We start from the raw sequence: 15,839 nt of genomic DNA, 5'->3' as shown, positions 1-15,839 counted from the left end.
ACGCGACTCGTTCGCGCTGGGGTCCCGAGCGGGACCGGGCTAGAAGGGCGTCATGAGCACCAAGCCCCTGACCTCGGCCCAGATGGCCGTCCTGACCCGCCGGGTCACCACCCTGTCGGTCGCGACGGCCGTGGTCCTGGTGACGGCCAAGGCGGTCGCCTGGTGGTTCAGCGGGTCGGTGGCGCTGCTGGCGTCGCTGGCCGACTCCGGTCTCGACCTGCTGGCGTCGCTGATCACCCTTTATGCGGTGCGTTACGCCGTCGAACCGCCGGACGCCGAGCACCGCTTCGGTCACGGCAAGGCCGAGGCCTTCGCCAGCCTGATGCAGGCGGGCCTGGTGTTCGCCTCCGCCGCCCTGATCGGCCGCGAGGCGTTCGCGGGCCTGCTCAAGCCGCAGCCGATCGACGCCGGCGGCTGGGCCATCGCGGTGATGGGCCTCTCGGTCGTCATGACCTTCGGTCTGATCACGGTGCAGTCCTGGGTGCTCAAACGGACGCGATCGGTGGCCGTTACCGGCGACCGGGCCCACTACGCCGCAGACCTGGTCTCCAACATCGCCGCCATGGCCGGGATCGCGGGAGCGTCCCTGCTCGGCATCCACTGGCTGGACGCCGCCGCGGGCCTGCTGGTCGCGGTCTGGCTGCTGTGGGGCGCGATCGGCGTGTTCCGCGAGGCCGGAAACCAGCTGATGGACCATGAGCTGCCCGAGGAAGAGCGCGCCAGGATCATCGCCCTCATGATCGAGGACCACCGCATCCAGGACGTCCACCAGCTGCGCACCCGCGCGTCGGGGCCGTGGATCCACATCCAGATGCACGCCGATCTCGATCCGGACTGCAGTCTGGCCGCCGCGCACGAGGCGATGGTCGCGGCGGAAAACCGCGTGCTGGCGGCCTTCCCGGGCGCTGACATCATCATTCACCCTGACCCCCACGGCCGGGCCGAACCGCACGGCGGCGCCTTCGGCGAGGTCGAGCACGCCGCGCGGTAAACGCGCCCTTAACGCGCCCGTGCGTTATGTCTGGTGAGAATCACCCGGACCCCCGATGAGCGTCGAACGCACCCTCCACCACTTCCCGCTCGATCCAGCCTCGCGGCAGGTGCGGCTGGCGCTGGGCGAGAAGCGGCTGTCCTTCACCGAGGTGCAGGTCCGCTGGTGGGAAAGCCCGGCCGACTTCCTGTTGCTCAACCCGTCCGGCGTGCCGCCGGTTCTGGTCGAGCTCGACGGCGGCAAGCGGGTGGTGGTCTGCGAGACGCGGGCCATTCTCGAACATATCGAGGAACAGAATCCCGAGCCCGCCCTGCTCGGCCGCGAGCCGGGCGAACGGGCCGAGGCCCGCCGCCTGCTGCAGTGGTTCGACCGCAAGTTCGACGCCGAGGTCTCGGGCTATCTTCTGCACGAGAAGATGGAGAAGCGGCTCCTCGGTCTCGGGGCGCCCGCCCTGGCAAACATCCGGGCCGGCCGCGACGCCCTGAAGCTGCACATGCAGTACATCGAGGGCCTGCTGGCCGATCGCGACTGGCTGGCCGGCAAGCGCATCTCGCTGGCCGACATGGCCGCCGCAGCGCACCTGTCGGTGATCGACTACTTCGGCGATGTGCCGTGGAACGACTTCACCACCGCCCGCACCTGGTACATGAAAATCAAGTCGCGGCCCTGTTTCCGGCCGCTGCTGGCCGACCGCTGGCCCGGTCTGGCGCCCTCCCCCCACTATCACGACCTTGATTTCTGACGCCGACAGAGCCCGCATCCGCGCCGAGGCCCTGAGCCTCGGCTTCGATGTCTGCGGGTTCGCTTCGGCCGCGGACGCCTGGCCAGCGGGGGAGCGGCTGAAGACCTTCGTCGCCGAAGGCCTGCACGGGACCATGGGCTGGATGGCCGAGACCCTGCCGCGGCGCGCTCACCCCACCCGCATGTGGCCGGAGGCGCGCAGCGCTGTCGTCCTCGGCCTCAACTATGGCCCCGACAGCGATCCGCTCGAGGCGCTCAAGGCCCGCTCGACCGGCGCGATCTCCGTCTACGCCCAGGGCGGCGATTATCACGAGCTGATCAAGGGCCGGCTCAAGACCCTCGCCGGCAAGATCGTCGCCCGAGCCGGCGGCGCGGTGAAGGTGTTCGTCGACACCGCGCCCCTGATGGAAAAGCCGCTGGCCCAGCGGGCAGGGCTCGGCTGGCAGGGCAAGCACACGAACCTGGTTTCGCGCGAGCTCGGGTCCTGGCTGTTTCTCGGCTCGGTCCTGACGACGCTGGAGATAGAACCGGACGCCGCCGAGGTCGACCATTGCGGGTCCTGCCGCGCCTGCCTCGACATCTGTCCGACGAACGCCTTTCCGGCGCCCTACCGGCTCGATGCGCGGCGCTGCATCTCCTATCTGACCATCGAGCACGCCGGGCCCGTACCGGAGGATCTGCGCGCGGCGATGGGCAACCGCATCTACGGATGCGACGACTGCCTGGCCGTCTGTCCGTGGAACAAGTTCGCCGCTACGGCGCGGGAAAGCGCCTTCCATGCGCGGGACGAATTGCGCTCGCCCTCGCTGGCCAGTCTCGCGGCCCTCGATGACGCCGCCTTCCGCGCGATGTTCCGCAAGAGCCCGGTCAAGCGCATCGGCCGCGACCGGTTCGTACGCAACGTGCTCTACGCCATCGGCAACAGCGGGGATCCGGCGCTGGCGGCGTCCGCCGAGGCGCCGACCGGCGATCCGTCGGAGGTCGTGCGCGATGCGGCCGGGTGGGCGCTGGCAAGGTTGAAACGGGCGCCACGATAGATGCTCCCCATCGGGGGAGCTGTCCGCGAAGCGGACTGAGGGGGTCACCCGAGATCTGAGCAGACCCCCTCCGGCCCGCCTTTGGCGGTCCACCTCCCCCGATGGGGAGGATCAAGTGGCTCGCAACGTCTCCGCCAGCCGCACCATGAAGGCCGCGCCCTGGCGCATCTGGTCGATCTCGACGTACTCGTCCGGCTGGTGAGCCTGGTCGATGGCGCCAGGACCGCAGATGACGGTCGAGAAGCCTGCGCCCTGGAACTGGCCGCCCTCTGCGGCGTAGGGCACGGCGCGTACCGGACCGTTGTCGCCGGTCAGGCCGCGCACGAAGGCCTCCGCCGCGCCGTTGTCGGGAGCCATTGACGGCACATTGGCCAGCATCTCGAACACCGCGCCGCAATCGGGATCGCGGGCCTTCAACCGCGCGTCGAGGTCGGCGACCCGGGCGATGAAGGGCGCCAGCACCACCAGCGGGTCATCGCCCGGCTCGGCGCGAACGTCGAAGACGATCTCGCAGCGGCGGGCGAGGATATTGGCCGCCGTGCCGCCGTCGATCCGGCCGATGGTCAGGCTGGTCCCCTTCGGTTCGAACGGGGAGGCGGGATCGGCCTTCGCCGACAGATCATCGGCCAGGGCCGACAGGGCGCTGATCAGCTCAACCGCCGCCATATTGGCCGAAACGCCAAGATGGGTCTGGCTGGAGTGGGCTTCGCGGCCGCTGACCACCACGCGGAAGAAGGCCGCGCCCTTGTGGCCGCCGACCGCCTTCATCAGTGACGGCTCGCCGACGATGGCCAGTGCAGGGCGAGGCAAGTCGCGGGCGATTGTCGCGATCATCTCCGGCGCGCCGAAACAGCCGACTTCCTCGTCGTAGGAGAATGCCAGGTGGACCGGGCGCTTCAGCCCCTCGCGGAACAGGGGAACCGCCGCCAGCGCAAGGGCGATGAACCCCTTCATGTCCGAGGAGCCTCGCCCGTAGAGCTTCCCGTCTCGCTCGGTCAGGGCGAAGGGATCGCTGGTCCAGGGCTGGCCGTCGACGGGCACCACGTCGGTATGCCCCGACAGGATCACGCCGCCCTCGACCGCCGGACCGACGCTGGCGAGCAGGTTGGCCTTGTCGCCGTCAGCGCTGGCGATCCGGCGGCTCGGTACGCCCAGGTCCGCCAGATACGTCTCGACCCAGTCGATCAGGGCGAGGTTCGACAGGCGTGAGGTGGTGTCGAAGCTGACGAGCTTGCCCAGGATGGCGATGGCGTCGTCGGCGAGGGCGGAGGCGTCGGGCATGGGGAATGTGTACGAGTGATCCCTCCACGCGCCAATCCTCTCCTGGAGGGAGAGGATCGCGTCGTATGCGCCGACCCTTGCCCTGTCGGGGTCCCGCCCTTATGCCCCTCGCTCATGTCGACCCAAGGCCTGATCCTCACCCTGTCCTGCCCCGACCGCCGCGGCATCGTGGCGGCCGTGTCCGCGTTTCTGGCGGAGCGGGACTGCAACATTCTCGACGCCCAGCAGTACGATGACGCCGAGACCGGCCGGTTCTTCATGCGGGTGGTGTTCGCGCCGGACAGCCATGGCGCCGATGCCCTGCGGACCGCGTTCACGCCCATCGCCGACGGCTTCGCCATGGACTGGAGCCTGCGCGACCCGAAGGTGCGCAAGAAGGTCATGATCCTGGCCAGCAAGTCGGACCACTGCCTGTCGGACTTGCTCTACCGCTGGCGCATCGGTGAGCTGCCGATGGATATCGCCGGCGTGATCTCCAACCACCCGTCCGAGACCTATCGCAACGTCGACCTCTCGGACCTGCCGTTCCACCACCTGCCGGTCAGCAAGGACACCAAGCTGGAGCAGGAGGCGCAGGTCTGGGCGCTGATCCGCGACTCGGACGCCGACCTTGTGGTGCTTGCCCGCTACATGCAGGTCCTGTCCGATGGTCTCGCGGCCAAGCTGGAGGGGCGCTGCATCAACATCCACCACTCCTTCCTGCCGGGCTTCAAGGGCGCCAAGCCCTACCATCAGGCCCACGCCCGGGGCGTGAAGGTCATCGGCGCCAGCGCCCACTTCGTCACGGGCGATCTGGATGAAGGCCCGATCATCGAGCAGGACGTCGAACGGATCAGCCACCGCGACACGCCCGACGATCTGATCCGCAAGGGCCGTGACATCGAGCGCCGCGTGCTGGCCCGCGCCCTGCGCTGGTCCCTGGAGGACCGGGTGCTGCTGAACGGTCGCAAGACCGTGGTTTTCACGGACTAGCTCGTCAGCCCGCGATCTTGCGCTCTTTGGCGAACGGGCTCAGGCCGAGCCAGGTCTGCATGTTGCCGGCGAGCGCGCGATCGCCGGTCAGGATCAGCCGTTGCGCCGCCTGGGCGACGCGCACGGTGTCGAGGCCCATCCAGATCGCGGTCATGGTACGTAGGTCCGAGGTCACATAGAGGTCCACCTCGAACCCCGGATCGACCGAGCAGAGGTCGACCTCTTCGCCCGGTTTGACGATCAGCCACCAGGACCGGTCCGTGGACCTGAGTTCCGGATAGCGAAACTGGATCACGCTGCGGCCAGCGGGCATGGGCGTCGGGACGAGGTTTCGGCGCATGTCCCACATCAGCAGGGACGCATCCAGATGCTGCAGCGACAGTTCCGTGGCCACCCAGCGCTGGCCCCAGACGCCGAAAGCCTCCACCAGAGGCGCGAGCTCCCGGCCGGATTCGGTGAGGTGGTACTCCAGAACGCCCGGATCGTCGGCCGAGGGCGCGCGACGCAGGATGCCCGCGGCTTCCAGGCTCTTGAGCCGCTGCGAGAGCAGGCCGGGCGACATGCGGGGCACGCCCCGACGCAACTGGTTGAACCGCGTCGAGCCGGCGAAAAACTCCCGCAACACCACCACGGTCCAGCGCGAACAGAGCACTTCGGCGGCCATCGCGACGGGGCAGAACTGACGATAGTTATGCTCGGTCATCGCGCGCTCCGGAACAAAAGGTCCCCATAATAGGCCGATGGGACGACCGGTGACGAGTTCAGTATCTGCACTAACGAAATTCATTTGCTGAACTGGAGAACGCCACCCGGTGACGGCAGGATTGCGGCACCTCAGGCGCCCCGCCGCCGATGTTCACCGGAGAATTCAATGTCGCTCGCCCTCGCGCCGGCCGACCACTCGACCCGTTCCGAATGGCTCGAACGCGCCGACCGCATCGCCGATGCGATCGCCGTCCATGCCGCCGCGCACGACGCAGACGACAGCTTTGTTGAGGAAGCTTATGCCCTGCTGAAGGCGGAGGGCTTCTTCAAGGCGCTGGTCCCGGTCGAATTCGGCGGCGGCGGGGCTGAGATCGAGGATATCTGCCACGCCATCCGTCGCCTGGGCGCGGCCTGCGGTTCGACGGCGCTGGCCGCCGCCATGCACAGCCACCTTGTCGCCGTGGCGGCATGGCGCTGGCGGCACCAGGGCGCGCCGACCGAGGGCCTGCTCAAGCGCGTCGCCGCGGAAGACCTGATCCTGGTGTCCAGTGGCGGCTCGGACTGGCTGGACAGTGGCGGGACGGCGGTCAAGGTCGACGGCGGTTTCAGGGTCACCGCCCGGAAGCCCTTCTCCAGCGGCTCGCCGGCCGGCGACCTGCTGTCGACCAGCGCGGTGTGGGACGATCCCGAGGGTGGCCCGACGGTCCTGCATTTCGCCGTGTCGCTGAAGGCGGAGGGCGTCAGCGTGGAGGACACCTGGCATACACTGGGCATGCGCGGAACGGGATCGCACGACATCATCCTGACCGACGCGTTTATCCCGGATGCGGCCGTGTCCGGACGGCGCCCGAAGGGGGTCTGGCATCCCCTGTTCCACACCATCAGCATGATCGCCTTCGCGCTGATCTATTCCGCCTATGTCGGGGTGGCCGAGGGCGCGCGGACAACGGCGCTGACGTTCGCCGGTCGCAGGCCCGAGGACGAGGCCATGTCCCTGAGGGTCGGCGAGATGGAGAACGCCTTCGCCATGGCCGAGATGGCGCTGGAACGGATGATCGCCCTGGCGCAGTCGGGGCGGCCCGGGCCGGATGCGACGGGACGGGCGATGATCGGGCGGACGATCGCCGGCCGCGCGGCCATCTCGACGGTGGAACGGGCGATGGAAGTCGTCGGCGGCGCTTCGTTCTATCGGTCAACCGGGCTGGAGCGCACCTTCCGCGACATCCAGGGCGCGCGGTTCCACCCCCTGCAGGAGAAGCCCCAGCAGCGCTACAGCGGTCGCCTGGCGCTCGGGTGGGACATCGACGGGTAGGGTCGCCCTACCCCAGCCGGGACGATCCCGCCGCCGGCAGCACGCCGATCAACCGGATCCGGAAGATCAAGGCGCTGTTGGGCGGAATGGGGCCGCCCGGCGTGCCGGTTTCGCCGTAGCCCTGCGACGGCGGCACATAGAGGATCCACTCGTCGCCCGGCTTCATCTTCTGCAGGGCCTCGGTCCATGCGGGGATCAGGCGGCGCAGGCCCATGACCGCCGGCGCGCCGCGCTCGAACGAACTGTCGAACACCTCGCCCGAGGTCAGCTTGCCTTCGTAGTGGACCTTGACCTCGTCCTGCAGAAACGGCGCGACGCCGTCGGCCGGACCGCTGGCGACCACCTTGTAGAGCACGCCGGACGGCAGCTTCTGGATGCCGGCTTCCTTGGCGGTCGTGGCCATGAAGGCGGCGGCGGCCGTGGCGTTGGCTTCCAGCAGCGCCGGGTCGGGCCTCTTCGGGCCGCATCCAGCGAGCGCGACGGACGCCAGCGCGGCGGCCACGATGAAGGTGCGGCGAAGCATTGTCTGTCTCCTAGACGAAGCGGGGCGGGTAACCGCTCTGGCGCAGGGCGTCCATGATTTCCTGGGTATGCTGGGCATCGCGGGTTTCGATCATGATGTCGAACTCCGCGCCCTTGGCCGGCACGTCGAGGGCGAGGCGGTTGTGCGCCACCTCGATGATGTTGCCGCCCATCTCGCCGATCACACGACTGACCGTGGCCAGCAGGCCCGGGCGATCGTCGCCGATGATGCGCAGGGAGACCAGTCGCTGGGCCCGGACCAGCTCGCGGGTCAGCACCGAGGCCAGCAGGCGCGTGTCGATGTTGCCACCGCACAGGATCAGGCCGCACTTCTTGCCGCGGAACCGCTCCGGATAGGCCAGCAACGCCGCCAGCGAGGCCGCGCCGGCGCCCTCGGCGATGGTCTTCTCGACGTTGCAGTAGAGGGCCACCGCCCGCTCGATATAGGGCTCTTCCAGCAGCAGGACGTCGTCGATCAGCGGCCGGGCGACGGCATAGGTCCTGGTCCCGACTTCCTTGACCGCGATGCCCTCGGCGATGGTTTGCCCGCCGGCCTCGGCGTTCAGGCCGCGCATGCGGGCGGTGAAGCTGGGGAACATCGCCGGCTCGCAGCCGATGATGCGGATGTTCGGATTGATCGCCTTGGCGGCCGTGGCGACGCCGCTGATCAGCCCACCGCCGCCGATCGGCACCGGCAGCACCTCGAGGTCCGGCACGTCTTCCAGCATTTCCAGGGCGATCGTGCCCTGGCCCGCCATCACGTCATAGTCGTCGAAGGGGTGAACGAAGGTCAGGTCGCGCTCTTCGCGGAGCTGCTGGGCGTGGGCGGCGGCCTCGTCATAGGTGTCGCCGAAGATGACCACATTGGCCCCGTGCTGGCGGGTGTGTTCGACCTTCACGAACGGCGTGCCCTTGGGCATGACGATAGTCACAGGAACGCCGAGGCGGGCGCCGTGGTAGGCCAGGCCCTGGGCATGGTTGCCGGCGCTGGCGGCGATCACGCCGCGCGATCGTTCCTCATCGGTCAGCAGCATCAGCTTGTTCAGCGCGCCGCGCTCCTTGTAGGCGGCAGTGAACTGCAGGTTCTCGAACTTGACCCACACCTGGGCGCCGGTGATCTCCGACAGCGTGCGGGAATAGCGGCAGGGGGTCCGCTCGACATGGCCGGCGATACGGCCGGCGGCGGCCTTGATGTCTTCGAGGGTAAGGGTCATGGGCGTTCAGGCGGGCGGGGCGCCAGCCTTCACCGCAAACCCCGCATGAGGTCAAGCCGCCGCATAGCCTTTCCGGGCAGTTCGGAGACCCGGCCGAGCGGAAGTGATTCCGCCGCCTTGCGCAGGGCATAGGCAGTTTCCCGCATCAGCGCCGCCGCCGACGGCGCGCCGATGAAGCCGTGGGTCACGCCGACCCGGACATTCGAGAGCTCCCGCTTGAACCGGTAGTCGCCCGCGCCAAGGTCGAGGCGGCTGTAGGGCGTGTCATCCATCCAGCGCAGGATCTCCTGGAACAGGAGCATGCCCGGTGAGTAGCGCTCGAACTGCGGGTCGTGGCTTATGATCCAGCTGTGGATATTGCGCCCGCCCCGGAGATCCATCTGGGCCGCCGCGAGCGTCTCGCCGATGTGAAGCGTGAACATGACCCCGCCGAAGTCAGGATCACGGCTCTGAAACAGGTTTTGCACCAGCCGAAGCGGCCATCCGGCGGCGAACAGGTCAGTCTGGCCGGTCGCCTGCCATTGGGCCTGCTTCCAGGCGACCAGCTGGTCGAAGTCAGCGCGAGAGCGGGAAAAGGCGGTGAAGGTCACCGGGCCCAGCTCGCGCTCGACCTTGCGACGCTTCTTGTCGGTGTCCTTCAGGGCGGAGACGCCGGCGGCCTTCCGCTCCGCCTCATAGGCCGCATAACCGTCGCCCACATCGATGACGAACGAGTCCTCGCGCCCCCGGGCCAGCGGCGCGAACGGCGTCTGGTCCTCGAGCATGTGGGAAAAGTCGAACCGCCCCACGCCGAACGCCTCGGCGATCGCGCGCGGATCAACCTGCAGCCCGGGCTCGCCCACCAGGCCCTGATAGTCGCACATCGGCGCCCCGGCCGGCATCGCGGTAAAGGCGCCGACCCGCGCGGCGATGAAACCCCTGGGATCGTTCAGCCCGCCCAGAACCGCCACCCGAAGACCGCGGTCGGCATTCTCCGGGCTATGCGCCCGCGCCACGGCCCGGGGCCAGTGCGGTGACAGAAAGGGGCTGTCCAGGCTCGGGTCGGCCGCCTGCAGCGCCGCCCAGCGCTCGACGGCGAACGCGGTCAGCTCCCAGGGTCTGACGACATCAATCTTCACGAAGAGGCTCCCCGGCGGGTCTGGACGCCCGCAACCCTAGCGCCCAACCCTTGCGGGAGCGTTTAGACTCTCGGGCAGACTTCCGGCTGGCGAGACGGCCCGAAGCGGCGCTATGACGGGGGTCTGTTTTCCCGGGAGTTCCCTTCATGCGTCGCGCGATTGTCGCCTTCACCCTGGCCATGGCCACGTTTTCCGCCGGCGTCGCCCAGGCCAAGACGGTGGTCGTGACCGCCGCGCGCCTGCTCGATGTCGTTACCGGCAAATATGTCGAGCAGCCCATGGTGGTGATCACGGACGGGCGTATCACGGCCGTTGGAACGCCCGCCACGATGACGGTCCCGGCCGACGCCCAGAAGATCGACCTGCCCGGTCAGACCCTGCTGCCCGGCCTGATCGACATGCATGTCCACCTGGACTCGACGCCGAAGTACGGCGGCTACACGGGTCTGGCCTTCACTGACAGTTTCTGGGCCGTTGTGGCCGTACCCAGCGCGGCGGCGACGCTGAACGCCGGTTTCACCTCGGTGCGCAACGTCGGGTCGGATCGCTACAATGATGTTGCCCTGATGGAGGCGATCAACGAGGGCATCATTCCCGGCCCGCGGATCACGCCCGCCGGCTATGCCCTCGGCGCGACCGGCGGCCACTGCGACACGACCTATTTCCCGCCGTCGGTGAACATGACCTCGCCGGGCGTGTTCGACGGCCCCGATGAGGCCCGGAAGCTGGTCCGGACGATGAAGAAGTATGGCGCGAAGGTGATCAAGATCTGCGCGACCGGCGGCGTCTTCTCCAACGACGCGGTCGGCGTCCAGCAGCTGTCGGTCGAGGAGATAAAGGCCATCGTCGACGAGGCCCACATGGACGGCATGAAGGTCGCCGCCCACGCCCATGGTCCCGAAGGCATCCGCGCCGCCATCCAGGGCGGAGTCGACACCATCGAACACGCCAGCCTCGTCGACGACGAGGGCATCAAACTGGCGCTGAAGTACGGCGCTTTCTTCGGCATGGACATCTACAACACCGACTACACCCAGGCTGAAGGCCGGGCGAACGGCGTGCGTGAGAGCGAGATCAAGAAGGACGCCGACATCGGCGAGGCCCAGCGGCAGAACTTCTGCAAGGCCGTGAAGGCCGGCGTGAAGCAGATCTACTCGACCGACGCCGGCATCTATCCGCATGGCTGGAACGCGAAGCAGTTCGCCGTAATGGTCCGCTACTGCGCCACGCCGCTGCAGGCCATCCAGGCCGCCACGATCAACGCCGCCGCCGCCCTGGGCCAATCCGGCGACGTGGGTCAGGTCGCCGTCGGTCGCTGGGGCGACCTGATCGCCGTCGCGGGCGACCCGCTGGCGGACGTGACGCAGCTTGAGCACGTGACCTTCGTCATGAAGGGCGGGGTCGTGGTTCGGGGGCAGTAGCTGCTCCCCCCCTTGGGGGAGCTGTCGGCGAAGCCGACTGAGGGGGTCCGCTCAGATCCAGGGCGACCCCCTCCGCCTCGCCTTTGGCGAGCCACCTCCCCCGATGGGGAGGATTTAGACCTCGCAGGTCGCCATGATCTCGGCGCGGAGCAGGGGCATGTTGGTCCCCTTCTCCGACGAAGTGGCCAGAACGCGCGGGAACGCGGCCGGACGCTTGGCGATCTGGGCTGTCGTTTTGGCCACGACCGCCTCGACCTCGGCCGGTTTGATCTTGTCGGCCTTGGTCAGGATGATCTGGTAGGACACCGCCGCCGTGTCGAGCGCGTCGAGCGCCTCGGTGTCGGGCTCCTTGAGGCCGTGCCGTGAGTCGATCAGCAGATAGACCCGCTTCAGGTTCGGCCGGCCGCGCAGATACTGGCGGCCGAGGTTCTGGAACTTGTCCTTGGACGTGCGCGAGACCCGGGCGAAGCCGTAGCCGGGCAGATCGACCAGCCGCAGCTTCTCGTCCAGCAGGAAGAAGTTGATCTCCCGCGTGCGGCCCGGCTCGTTCGAAGCCCGGGCGAGGTACTTCTGGCCGACCAGGGCGTTGATCAGGCTCGACTTGCCGACGTTGGAGCGGCCGGCGAAGGCCACCTCGGGCAGGTCCGCCGGCGGCAGACCGTCCATCTTCACCGCCCCCATCATGAAGGTGGCGGGATGGGCGAAGAGGACGCGGGCGGCCTCGATCTGCTCGTCGTCGAAGAGCTCGGTCACGCCGTGGCCTTATCCTCCCCGCGGAGGCGGGCGATGAAGGTGTCGATCGGGTTCTCGGTCTTGAGCCGGTGCATGATCACGTACTGCTGGAAGATCGAGAACACGTTCGAGAAGGTCCAGTAGACCAGCAGGCCGGCCGGGAAAGCGGCCATAATGAAGGTGAACATGATCGGCATCAGCTGGAAGATGCGCTGCTGCATGGGGTCCGGCGCCGGCGGGTTCATCGAGGTGACGAGCCACATGGTGAAGCCGTAGAGCAGCGGCAGGACGCCGATGTGCAGGTACTGGTCCACCAGGCCGCCGATCACCGGAATGTGGGCCGGATCGAACGGCAGCAGCCCGAACAGGTTTACGAAGGTCGTCGGATCCTGGGCCGACAGGTCATGCAGCCAGCCGAAGAACGGCGCGTGGCGCATCTCGATGGTCACCGACAGCACCTTGTAGAAGGCCAGGAACACCGGGAACTGCACGAGGATCGGCAGACAGCCGGCCATCGGGTTGACCTTCTCCCGCTGCATCAGGGCCATGGTTTCCTGCTGCGATTTGACCGGGTCGTCCTTGTAGCGAGCCTTGATCTCGGCCATCGGCTCCTGGAGCTTCTTCATCCGGGCCATCGACTCGGAGCTCTTCTGGGCCAGCGGGAAGACCAGCAGCCGCACGCAGACGGTCATGGCCAGGATGGCCAGGCCGAAGTTGGCCAGGTGGTTGAAGAAGAACTCCAGCAGCATGAAGAAGGGCTTGGTGAGGAAGCTCAGCAGGCCCCAGTCGACGGCGTTCTCGAACATCGGGATGCCGTAGGACTTCTGGTAGCCCTTCAGGGTCTGGACCACCTTGGCGCCGGCGAACAGGCGGGTGGTGGTGGCGACCTGGCGGCCGGGATTGATGATGCGGGGCGTGCCGCCGAAGTGGGCGTCATAGATGTTCACGCCGCCGCTGGTGACGGAGCCGTATTCGCCGGTGATCTTTTCCGACTGGGCCGGCACGAGCGCGGCCAGCCAGTACTTGTCGGTCAGGCCGAGCCAGCCGCCGGTCGAGTTGAAGCTGTTGACGATCACCTCGGCGTTCGGATCCCAGGCCTGGCCGGCCTTGGCGGCGTCCTTCTGGGCGCGCTCGGCGGCGTCGGCCGCCTTCTTTTTCCAGGCGGTGAACTTCAGCAGGCGCAGTTCCGGCGCGGCCTTCTCGGGAAGGGAGCCCAGCGCGCCGACAGCGCCTTCATGGACGTTCTGCGCCTTGCCGTGGTGGGGCGGCAGACCCTGGCGCTGTATGGAGGCGTAGGGGCGGATGGTGACGGGCGCGGCGCCCAGGTTGGCGACCGTGTCGGTCACCGTGAACATGAACTTGTCATCGACCGAGATAGTGCGGGTGAACACCAGCCGGTTGGGGGCCACATAGGTCAGCTCGACCGGCTTGCCCGGGGCCAGAACGGTGTTGGCCGAGGAGACAGTCCAGATCGTGTCGGCCGAGGGCAGGCCGGGCACCTTGGGGGTCGGCACGCCCGGGGCGATGTTGTCGGTCCAGCCGAAGTCGGCGAACCAGGGATGCTCCGCGCCCTCGGGGCGCAGCAGCTCGACCGGGGGCGAGCCCTTGTCCAGCGTCTCGCCGTACTTGTAGCCCTTGGGGCCCCGCTCGGTGAGGAACAGGTCGTCGATGCGCGCGCCCTGCAGGCGCAGCGAGCCCTTCAGCGCTGGCGTTTCGATCGCGACACGCGGGCTGCGGGCGACGGCCTCGGCGCGGGACACCGTCACCGTCGGACCGCTGGTCGGCTTGGGCGCGCCGACCTGGGCCGCCGCGACGGCCTGGTCGTGCTTGAGCGCCGCCTGCTTTTTCTTGTTCGCGGGATCCAGGACCAGGGCCTGGTAGCCGATGAGGATAACGAACGCGATCACCATGAAGGCGATCATGTTCCGGGATTCGTTCTGCGGCATGTCGCGCTTAACCGGTGCGGGAGGGATCGGACGTCGCGGCGGGTTGCGCGGACGCAGGGTCTGGATCGGCGGCGAGCCTTAACAGCGCGCTTTTCACATCGTCAAGGAGCCGGTCCCAGGCGCGCGTCGTCGTGCCGCCCCGGGCGATGAACACATAGTCGGATCCGGGGCGTCCCGCCTGAGGCAGCAGCAGGCGCGCGGCCTCGCGCAGCCGTCGCCGGGCCCGGTTGCGGACCACCGATCCGCCGACTCTTTTTGTCGCGGTGAAACCCGCGCGGATGCGGGAGTCGCCATCGGCGCGGTCACGGCGCTGCACGACCACGGCGCCGCGGGCGCATGACGGAGCCTTGGCGGCCGACAGAAAGTCCGGCCGTTTCGTCAGGCGTTCAAGAATGGGTGTCTGGTCCAACGGTCCCGGCCCCTACCCAAATTTCCGGGCGTGCGAGGCAAATGGGGACGCGCGCGACGAAAACTAGGCCGTCAGGCGCTTGCGGCCCTTGGCGCGGCGACGCGCAACGATCTTCTGACCGCTCTTGGTGGCCATCCGCGCACGGTAGCCATGACGGCGCGCGCGCACGAGACGCGAAGGCTGAAAGGTCCGCTTGCTCACGGGATGGCTCCAAAGTCTAAAGGTCTGTCCGCGCCAAGCGAGGCCCGTCGCGATGAGCGGGGGTGGATAAGGGAAGGCCGGGGCCGAGTCAACCCGAGCCCTTACAGGTCCGGGCGGATCACGGCCTTGCCGACGACCTTTCGGTCGGTCAGCAGGTCGAACGCCTCGCGCCAGCGGTCCAGCGGCAACTCGGCGTGGACGCGGGGGCGGATTCGTCCCTCCGCGGCCAACGCCCAGACAGCGTCCATGTTCTCGCGACCGCGCTCGGGGAACTGGCGGCCGTATTCGCCGGCCCGCACGCCGATGACCGAGAAGCCCTTGATCAGGGGCATGTTGACCGAGATCGTCGGGATGCGGCCGGAGGTGAAGCCGATGACCAGCAGCCGACCGTCGAAGGCGATACAGCGCGTGCTTTCGTCGAACACGTCGCCGCCGACCGGGTCGTAGATCACGTCCGCCCCCGCGCCACCGGTGATCGCCTTGACCTGTTCACGGAAACCCTCCGTGACGTTGAGCGTCGCGTCCGGGGCATACTCATCAGCGACGATCTTCAGCTTCGCGTCCGAGGCCGAGGCCGCGATGACCCGGGCGCCCAGGGCTTTTGCGAGGTCCACTGCGGCCAGACCGACCCCGCCGGCGGCGCCATGCACCAGAACCCACTCGCCGGGCTCCAGTCGCGCCCTGCGCACCAGAGCAACCCAGGCTGTCAGATAGGCCGCGCCGACGGCGGCGGCCTGGGAGAAGCCCAGGTTGTCCGGCTTGCGGCGGATCGTGGCGGCCGGCAGCACCGCGAACTCGGCGAACCCGCCCAGCTTGGCCCCGCCGACGACAGCGTCGCCGACCGCGAACTGTGTCACGCCCTCGCCGAGCGCCGTGACCTCGCCGGCCAGCTCCATGCCGCCGATGAACGGCAGCGGCGGCTTGAGCTGGTACTCGCCCTTGGTCATCAGGATATCGGGGAAATTGACACTGGCCGCTCGGACCCTGACCAGCACCTCGCCGGGGCGCGGCGTGGGTACAGGGATGTCCTTCAGGGACACGCCCTCGTAGGTCGGGCCAAGGCTGTCGACGACAAGCGCACGCATTGTCTTCTCCGATTTCGGCTGGATTCTTGCGGCGTTTCCGCTGCGGGAGTCACCCCCGAACTTCCTGCCCAGGCTCTTCTCCCTCCCCTTCATGGGGAGGGAAAGACCGCGAAGCGGTCAGGGTGGGGCCGGGGGGGGGGGGGGGGGGGGGG

At 68.3% G+C, this 15,839-nt stretch carries 16 protein-coding genes; 6 read left to right on the top strand and 10 right to left on the bottom strand.

Annotation, left to right across the window (positions count from 1 at the left end; genetic code table 11):
- The first annotated feature begins 52 nt into the window (after nt 1-52).
- The 3 genes from ACODSL_RS13365 to queG are packed head-to-tail and all read left to right on the top strand — an operon-like array spanning nt 53 to nt 2,769.
- Nucleotides 53-991: a cation diffusion facilitator family transporter gene (locus tag ACODSL_RS13365; protein WP_488901190.1), complete on the top strand. Its 939-nt coding sequence runs from the start codon at nt 53-55 to the stop codon at nt 989-991.
- Between the two features lie 55 nt (nt 992-1,046).
- The gene (gene fzlA / locus ACODSL_RS13360) at nt 1,047-1,733 is read left to right on the top strand and encodes an FtsZ-binding protein FzlA (RefSeq protein ID WP_488901189.1); all 687 of its coding nucleotides are present in this window, start codon (nt 1,047-1,049) and stop codon (nt 1,731-1,733) included.
- Nucleotides 1,714-2,769 carry a tRNA epoxyqueuosine(34) reductase QueG gene (gene queG, locus ACODSL_RS13355; protein ID WP_488901470.1) on the top strand — a complete coding sequence of 352 codons (1,056 nt, stop codon included), beginning with the start codon at nt 1,714-1,716 and terminating at the stop codon, nt 2,767-2,769. The genes fzlA and queG overlap by 20 nt, the downstream gene beginning before the upstream one ends.
- 111 nt (nt 2,770-2,880) lie before the next feature.
- Here queG and argE read toward each other — a convergent pair whose 3' ends face one another.
- A complete protein-coding gene (gene argE / locus ACODSL_RS13350; RefSeq protein ID WP_488901188.1) occupies nt 2,881-4,050 on the bottom strand; it encodes an acetylornithine deacetylase in 1,170 nt (389 codons plus the stop codon).
- 129 nt (nt 4,051-4,179) lie between these two features.
- Between argE and purU the strand changes: the two genes are divergently transcribed.
- Nucleotides 4,180-5,022, top strand: coding sequence for a formyltetrahydrofolate deformylase (purU, locus tag ACODSL_RS13345; RefSeq protein WP_488901469.1), 843 nt, complete (start codon nt 4,180-4,182; stop codon nt 5,020-5,022).
- A 4-nt stretch (nt 5,023-5,026) separates the two neighbouring features.
- Here purU and ACODSL_RS13340 read toward each other — a convergent pair whose 3' ends face one another.
- Nucleotides 5,027-5,725, bottom strand: coding sequence for a winged helix-turn-helix transcriptional regulator (locus ACODSL_RS13340; RefSeq protein ID WP_488901187.1), 699 nt, complete (start codon nt 5,723-5,725; stop codon nt 5,027-5,029).
- Nucleotides 5,726-5,893: 168 nt separating this feature from the next.
- On the opposite strand from ACODSL_RS13340, the gene ACODSL_RS13335 reads away from it, so the two are divergent.
- Nucleotides 5,894-7,039, top strand: coding sequence for an acyl-CoA dehydrogenase family protein (locus tag ACODSL_RS13335; RefSeq protein WP_488901186.1), 1,146 nt, complete (start codon nt 5,894-5,896; stop codon nt 7,037-7,039).
- Between the two features lie 7 nt (nt 7,040-7,046).
- On the opposite strand, the gene ACODSL_RS13330 is transcribed toward ACODSL_RS13335, so the two are convergent.
- Genes ACODSL_RS13330 through ACODSL_RS13320 form a run of 3 tightly spaced genes read right to left on the bottom strand, consistent with a single transcriptional unit; the run spans nt 7,047 to nt 9,893 of the window.
- Nucleotides 7,047-7,562, bottom strand: a complete 516-nt coding sequence (locus ACODSL_RS13330; protein WP_488901185.1) for an FKBP-type peptidyl-prolyl cis-trans isomerase — start codon at nt 7,560-7,562, stop codon at nt 7,047-7,049.
- Nucleotides 7,563-7,572: 10 nt separating this feature from the next.
- The gene (locus ACODSL_RS13325) at nt 7,573-8,775 is read right to left on the bottom strand and encodes a threonine ammonia-lyase (protein ID WP_488901184.1); all 1,203 of its coding nucleotides are present in this window, start codon (nt 8,773-8,775) and stop codon (nt 7,573-7,575) included.
- Between the two features lie 29 nt (nt 8,776-8,804).
- Nucleotides 8,805-9,893 carry a GNAT family N-acetyltransferase gene (locus ACODSL_RS13320; RefSeq protein ID WP_488901183.1) on the bottom strand — a complete coding sequence of 363 codons (1,089 nt, stop codon included), beginning with the start codon at nt 9,891-9,893 and terminating at the stop codon, nt 8,805-8,807.
- A gap of 146 nt (nt 9,894-10,039) precedes the next feature.
- Here ACODSL_RS13320 and ACODSL_RS13315 point away from each other — a divergent pair, with 146 nt between their 5' ends.
- Nucleotides 10,040-11,314, top strand: a complete 1,275-nt coding sequence (locus tag ACODSL_RS13315; RefSeq protein WP_488901182.1) for a Xaa-Pro dipeptidase — start codon at nt 10,040-10,042, stop codon at nt 11,312-11,314.
- A 114-nt stretch (nt 11,315-11,428) separates the two neighbouring features.
- Here the strand turns inward: ACODSL_RS13315 and yihA are convergent, their stop codons facing one another.
- The 5 genes from yihA to ACODSL_RS13290 all read right to left on the bottom strand — a co-directional run bounded on the left by yihA (nt 11,429) and on the right by ACODSL_RS13290 (nt 15,687).
- Nucleotides 11,429-11,998: a ribosome biogenesis GTP-binding protein YihA/YsxC gene (gene yihA, locus ACODSL_RS13310; protein WP_488901468.1), complete on the bottom strand. Its 570-nt coding sequence runs from the start codon at nt 11,996-11,998 to the stop codon at nt 11,429-11,431.
- A 65-nt stretch (nt 11,999-12,063) separates the two neighbouring features.
- Entirely contained in the window at nt 12,064-13,992 is a 1,929-nt protein-coding gene (gene yidC, locus ACODSL_RS13305; RefSeq protein WP_488901181.1) for a membrane protein insertase YidC, read from the bottom strand.
- A 7-nt stretch (nt 13,993-13,999) separates the two neighbouring features.
- Nucleotides 14,000-14,401 (bottom strand): ribonuclease P protein component, encoded by a 402-nt coding sequence (locus ACODSL_RS13300; RefSeq protein ID WP_488901180.1) that lies wholly within the window; start codon nt 14,399-14,401, stop codon nt 14,000-14,002.
- Between the two features lie 63 nt (nt 14,402-14,464).
- A complete protein-coding gene (rpmH, locus tag ACODSL_RS13295) occupies nt 14,465-14,602 on the bottom strand; it encodes a 50S ribosomal protein L34 (protein ID WP_488901179.1) in 138 nt (45 codons plus the stop codon).
- Nucleotides 14,603-14,703: 101 nt separating this feature from the next.
- Nucleotides 14,704-15,687, bottom strand: coding sequence for an NADPH:quinone oxidoreductase family protein (locus ACODSL_RS13290; protein ID WP_488901178.1), 984 nt, complete (start codon nt 15,685-15,687; stop codon nt 14,704-14,706).
- Between the last annotated feature and the right edge of the window lie 152 nt (nt 15,688-15,839).

It is taken from the genome of Caulobacter sp. FG121, from assembly GCF_057809815.1.
This window is presented reverse-complemented; position numbering and strand designations above follow the sequence as displayed.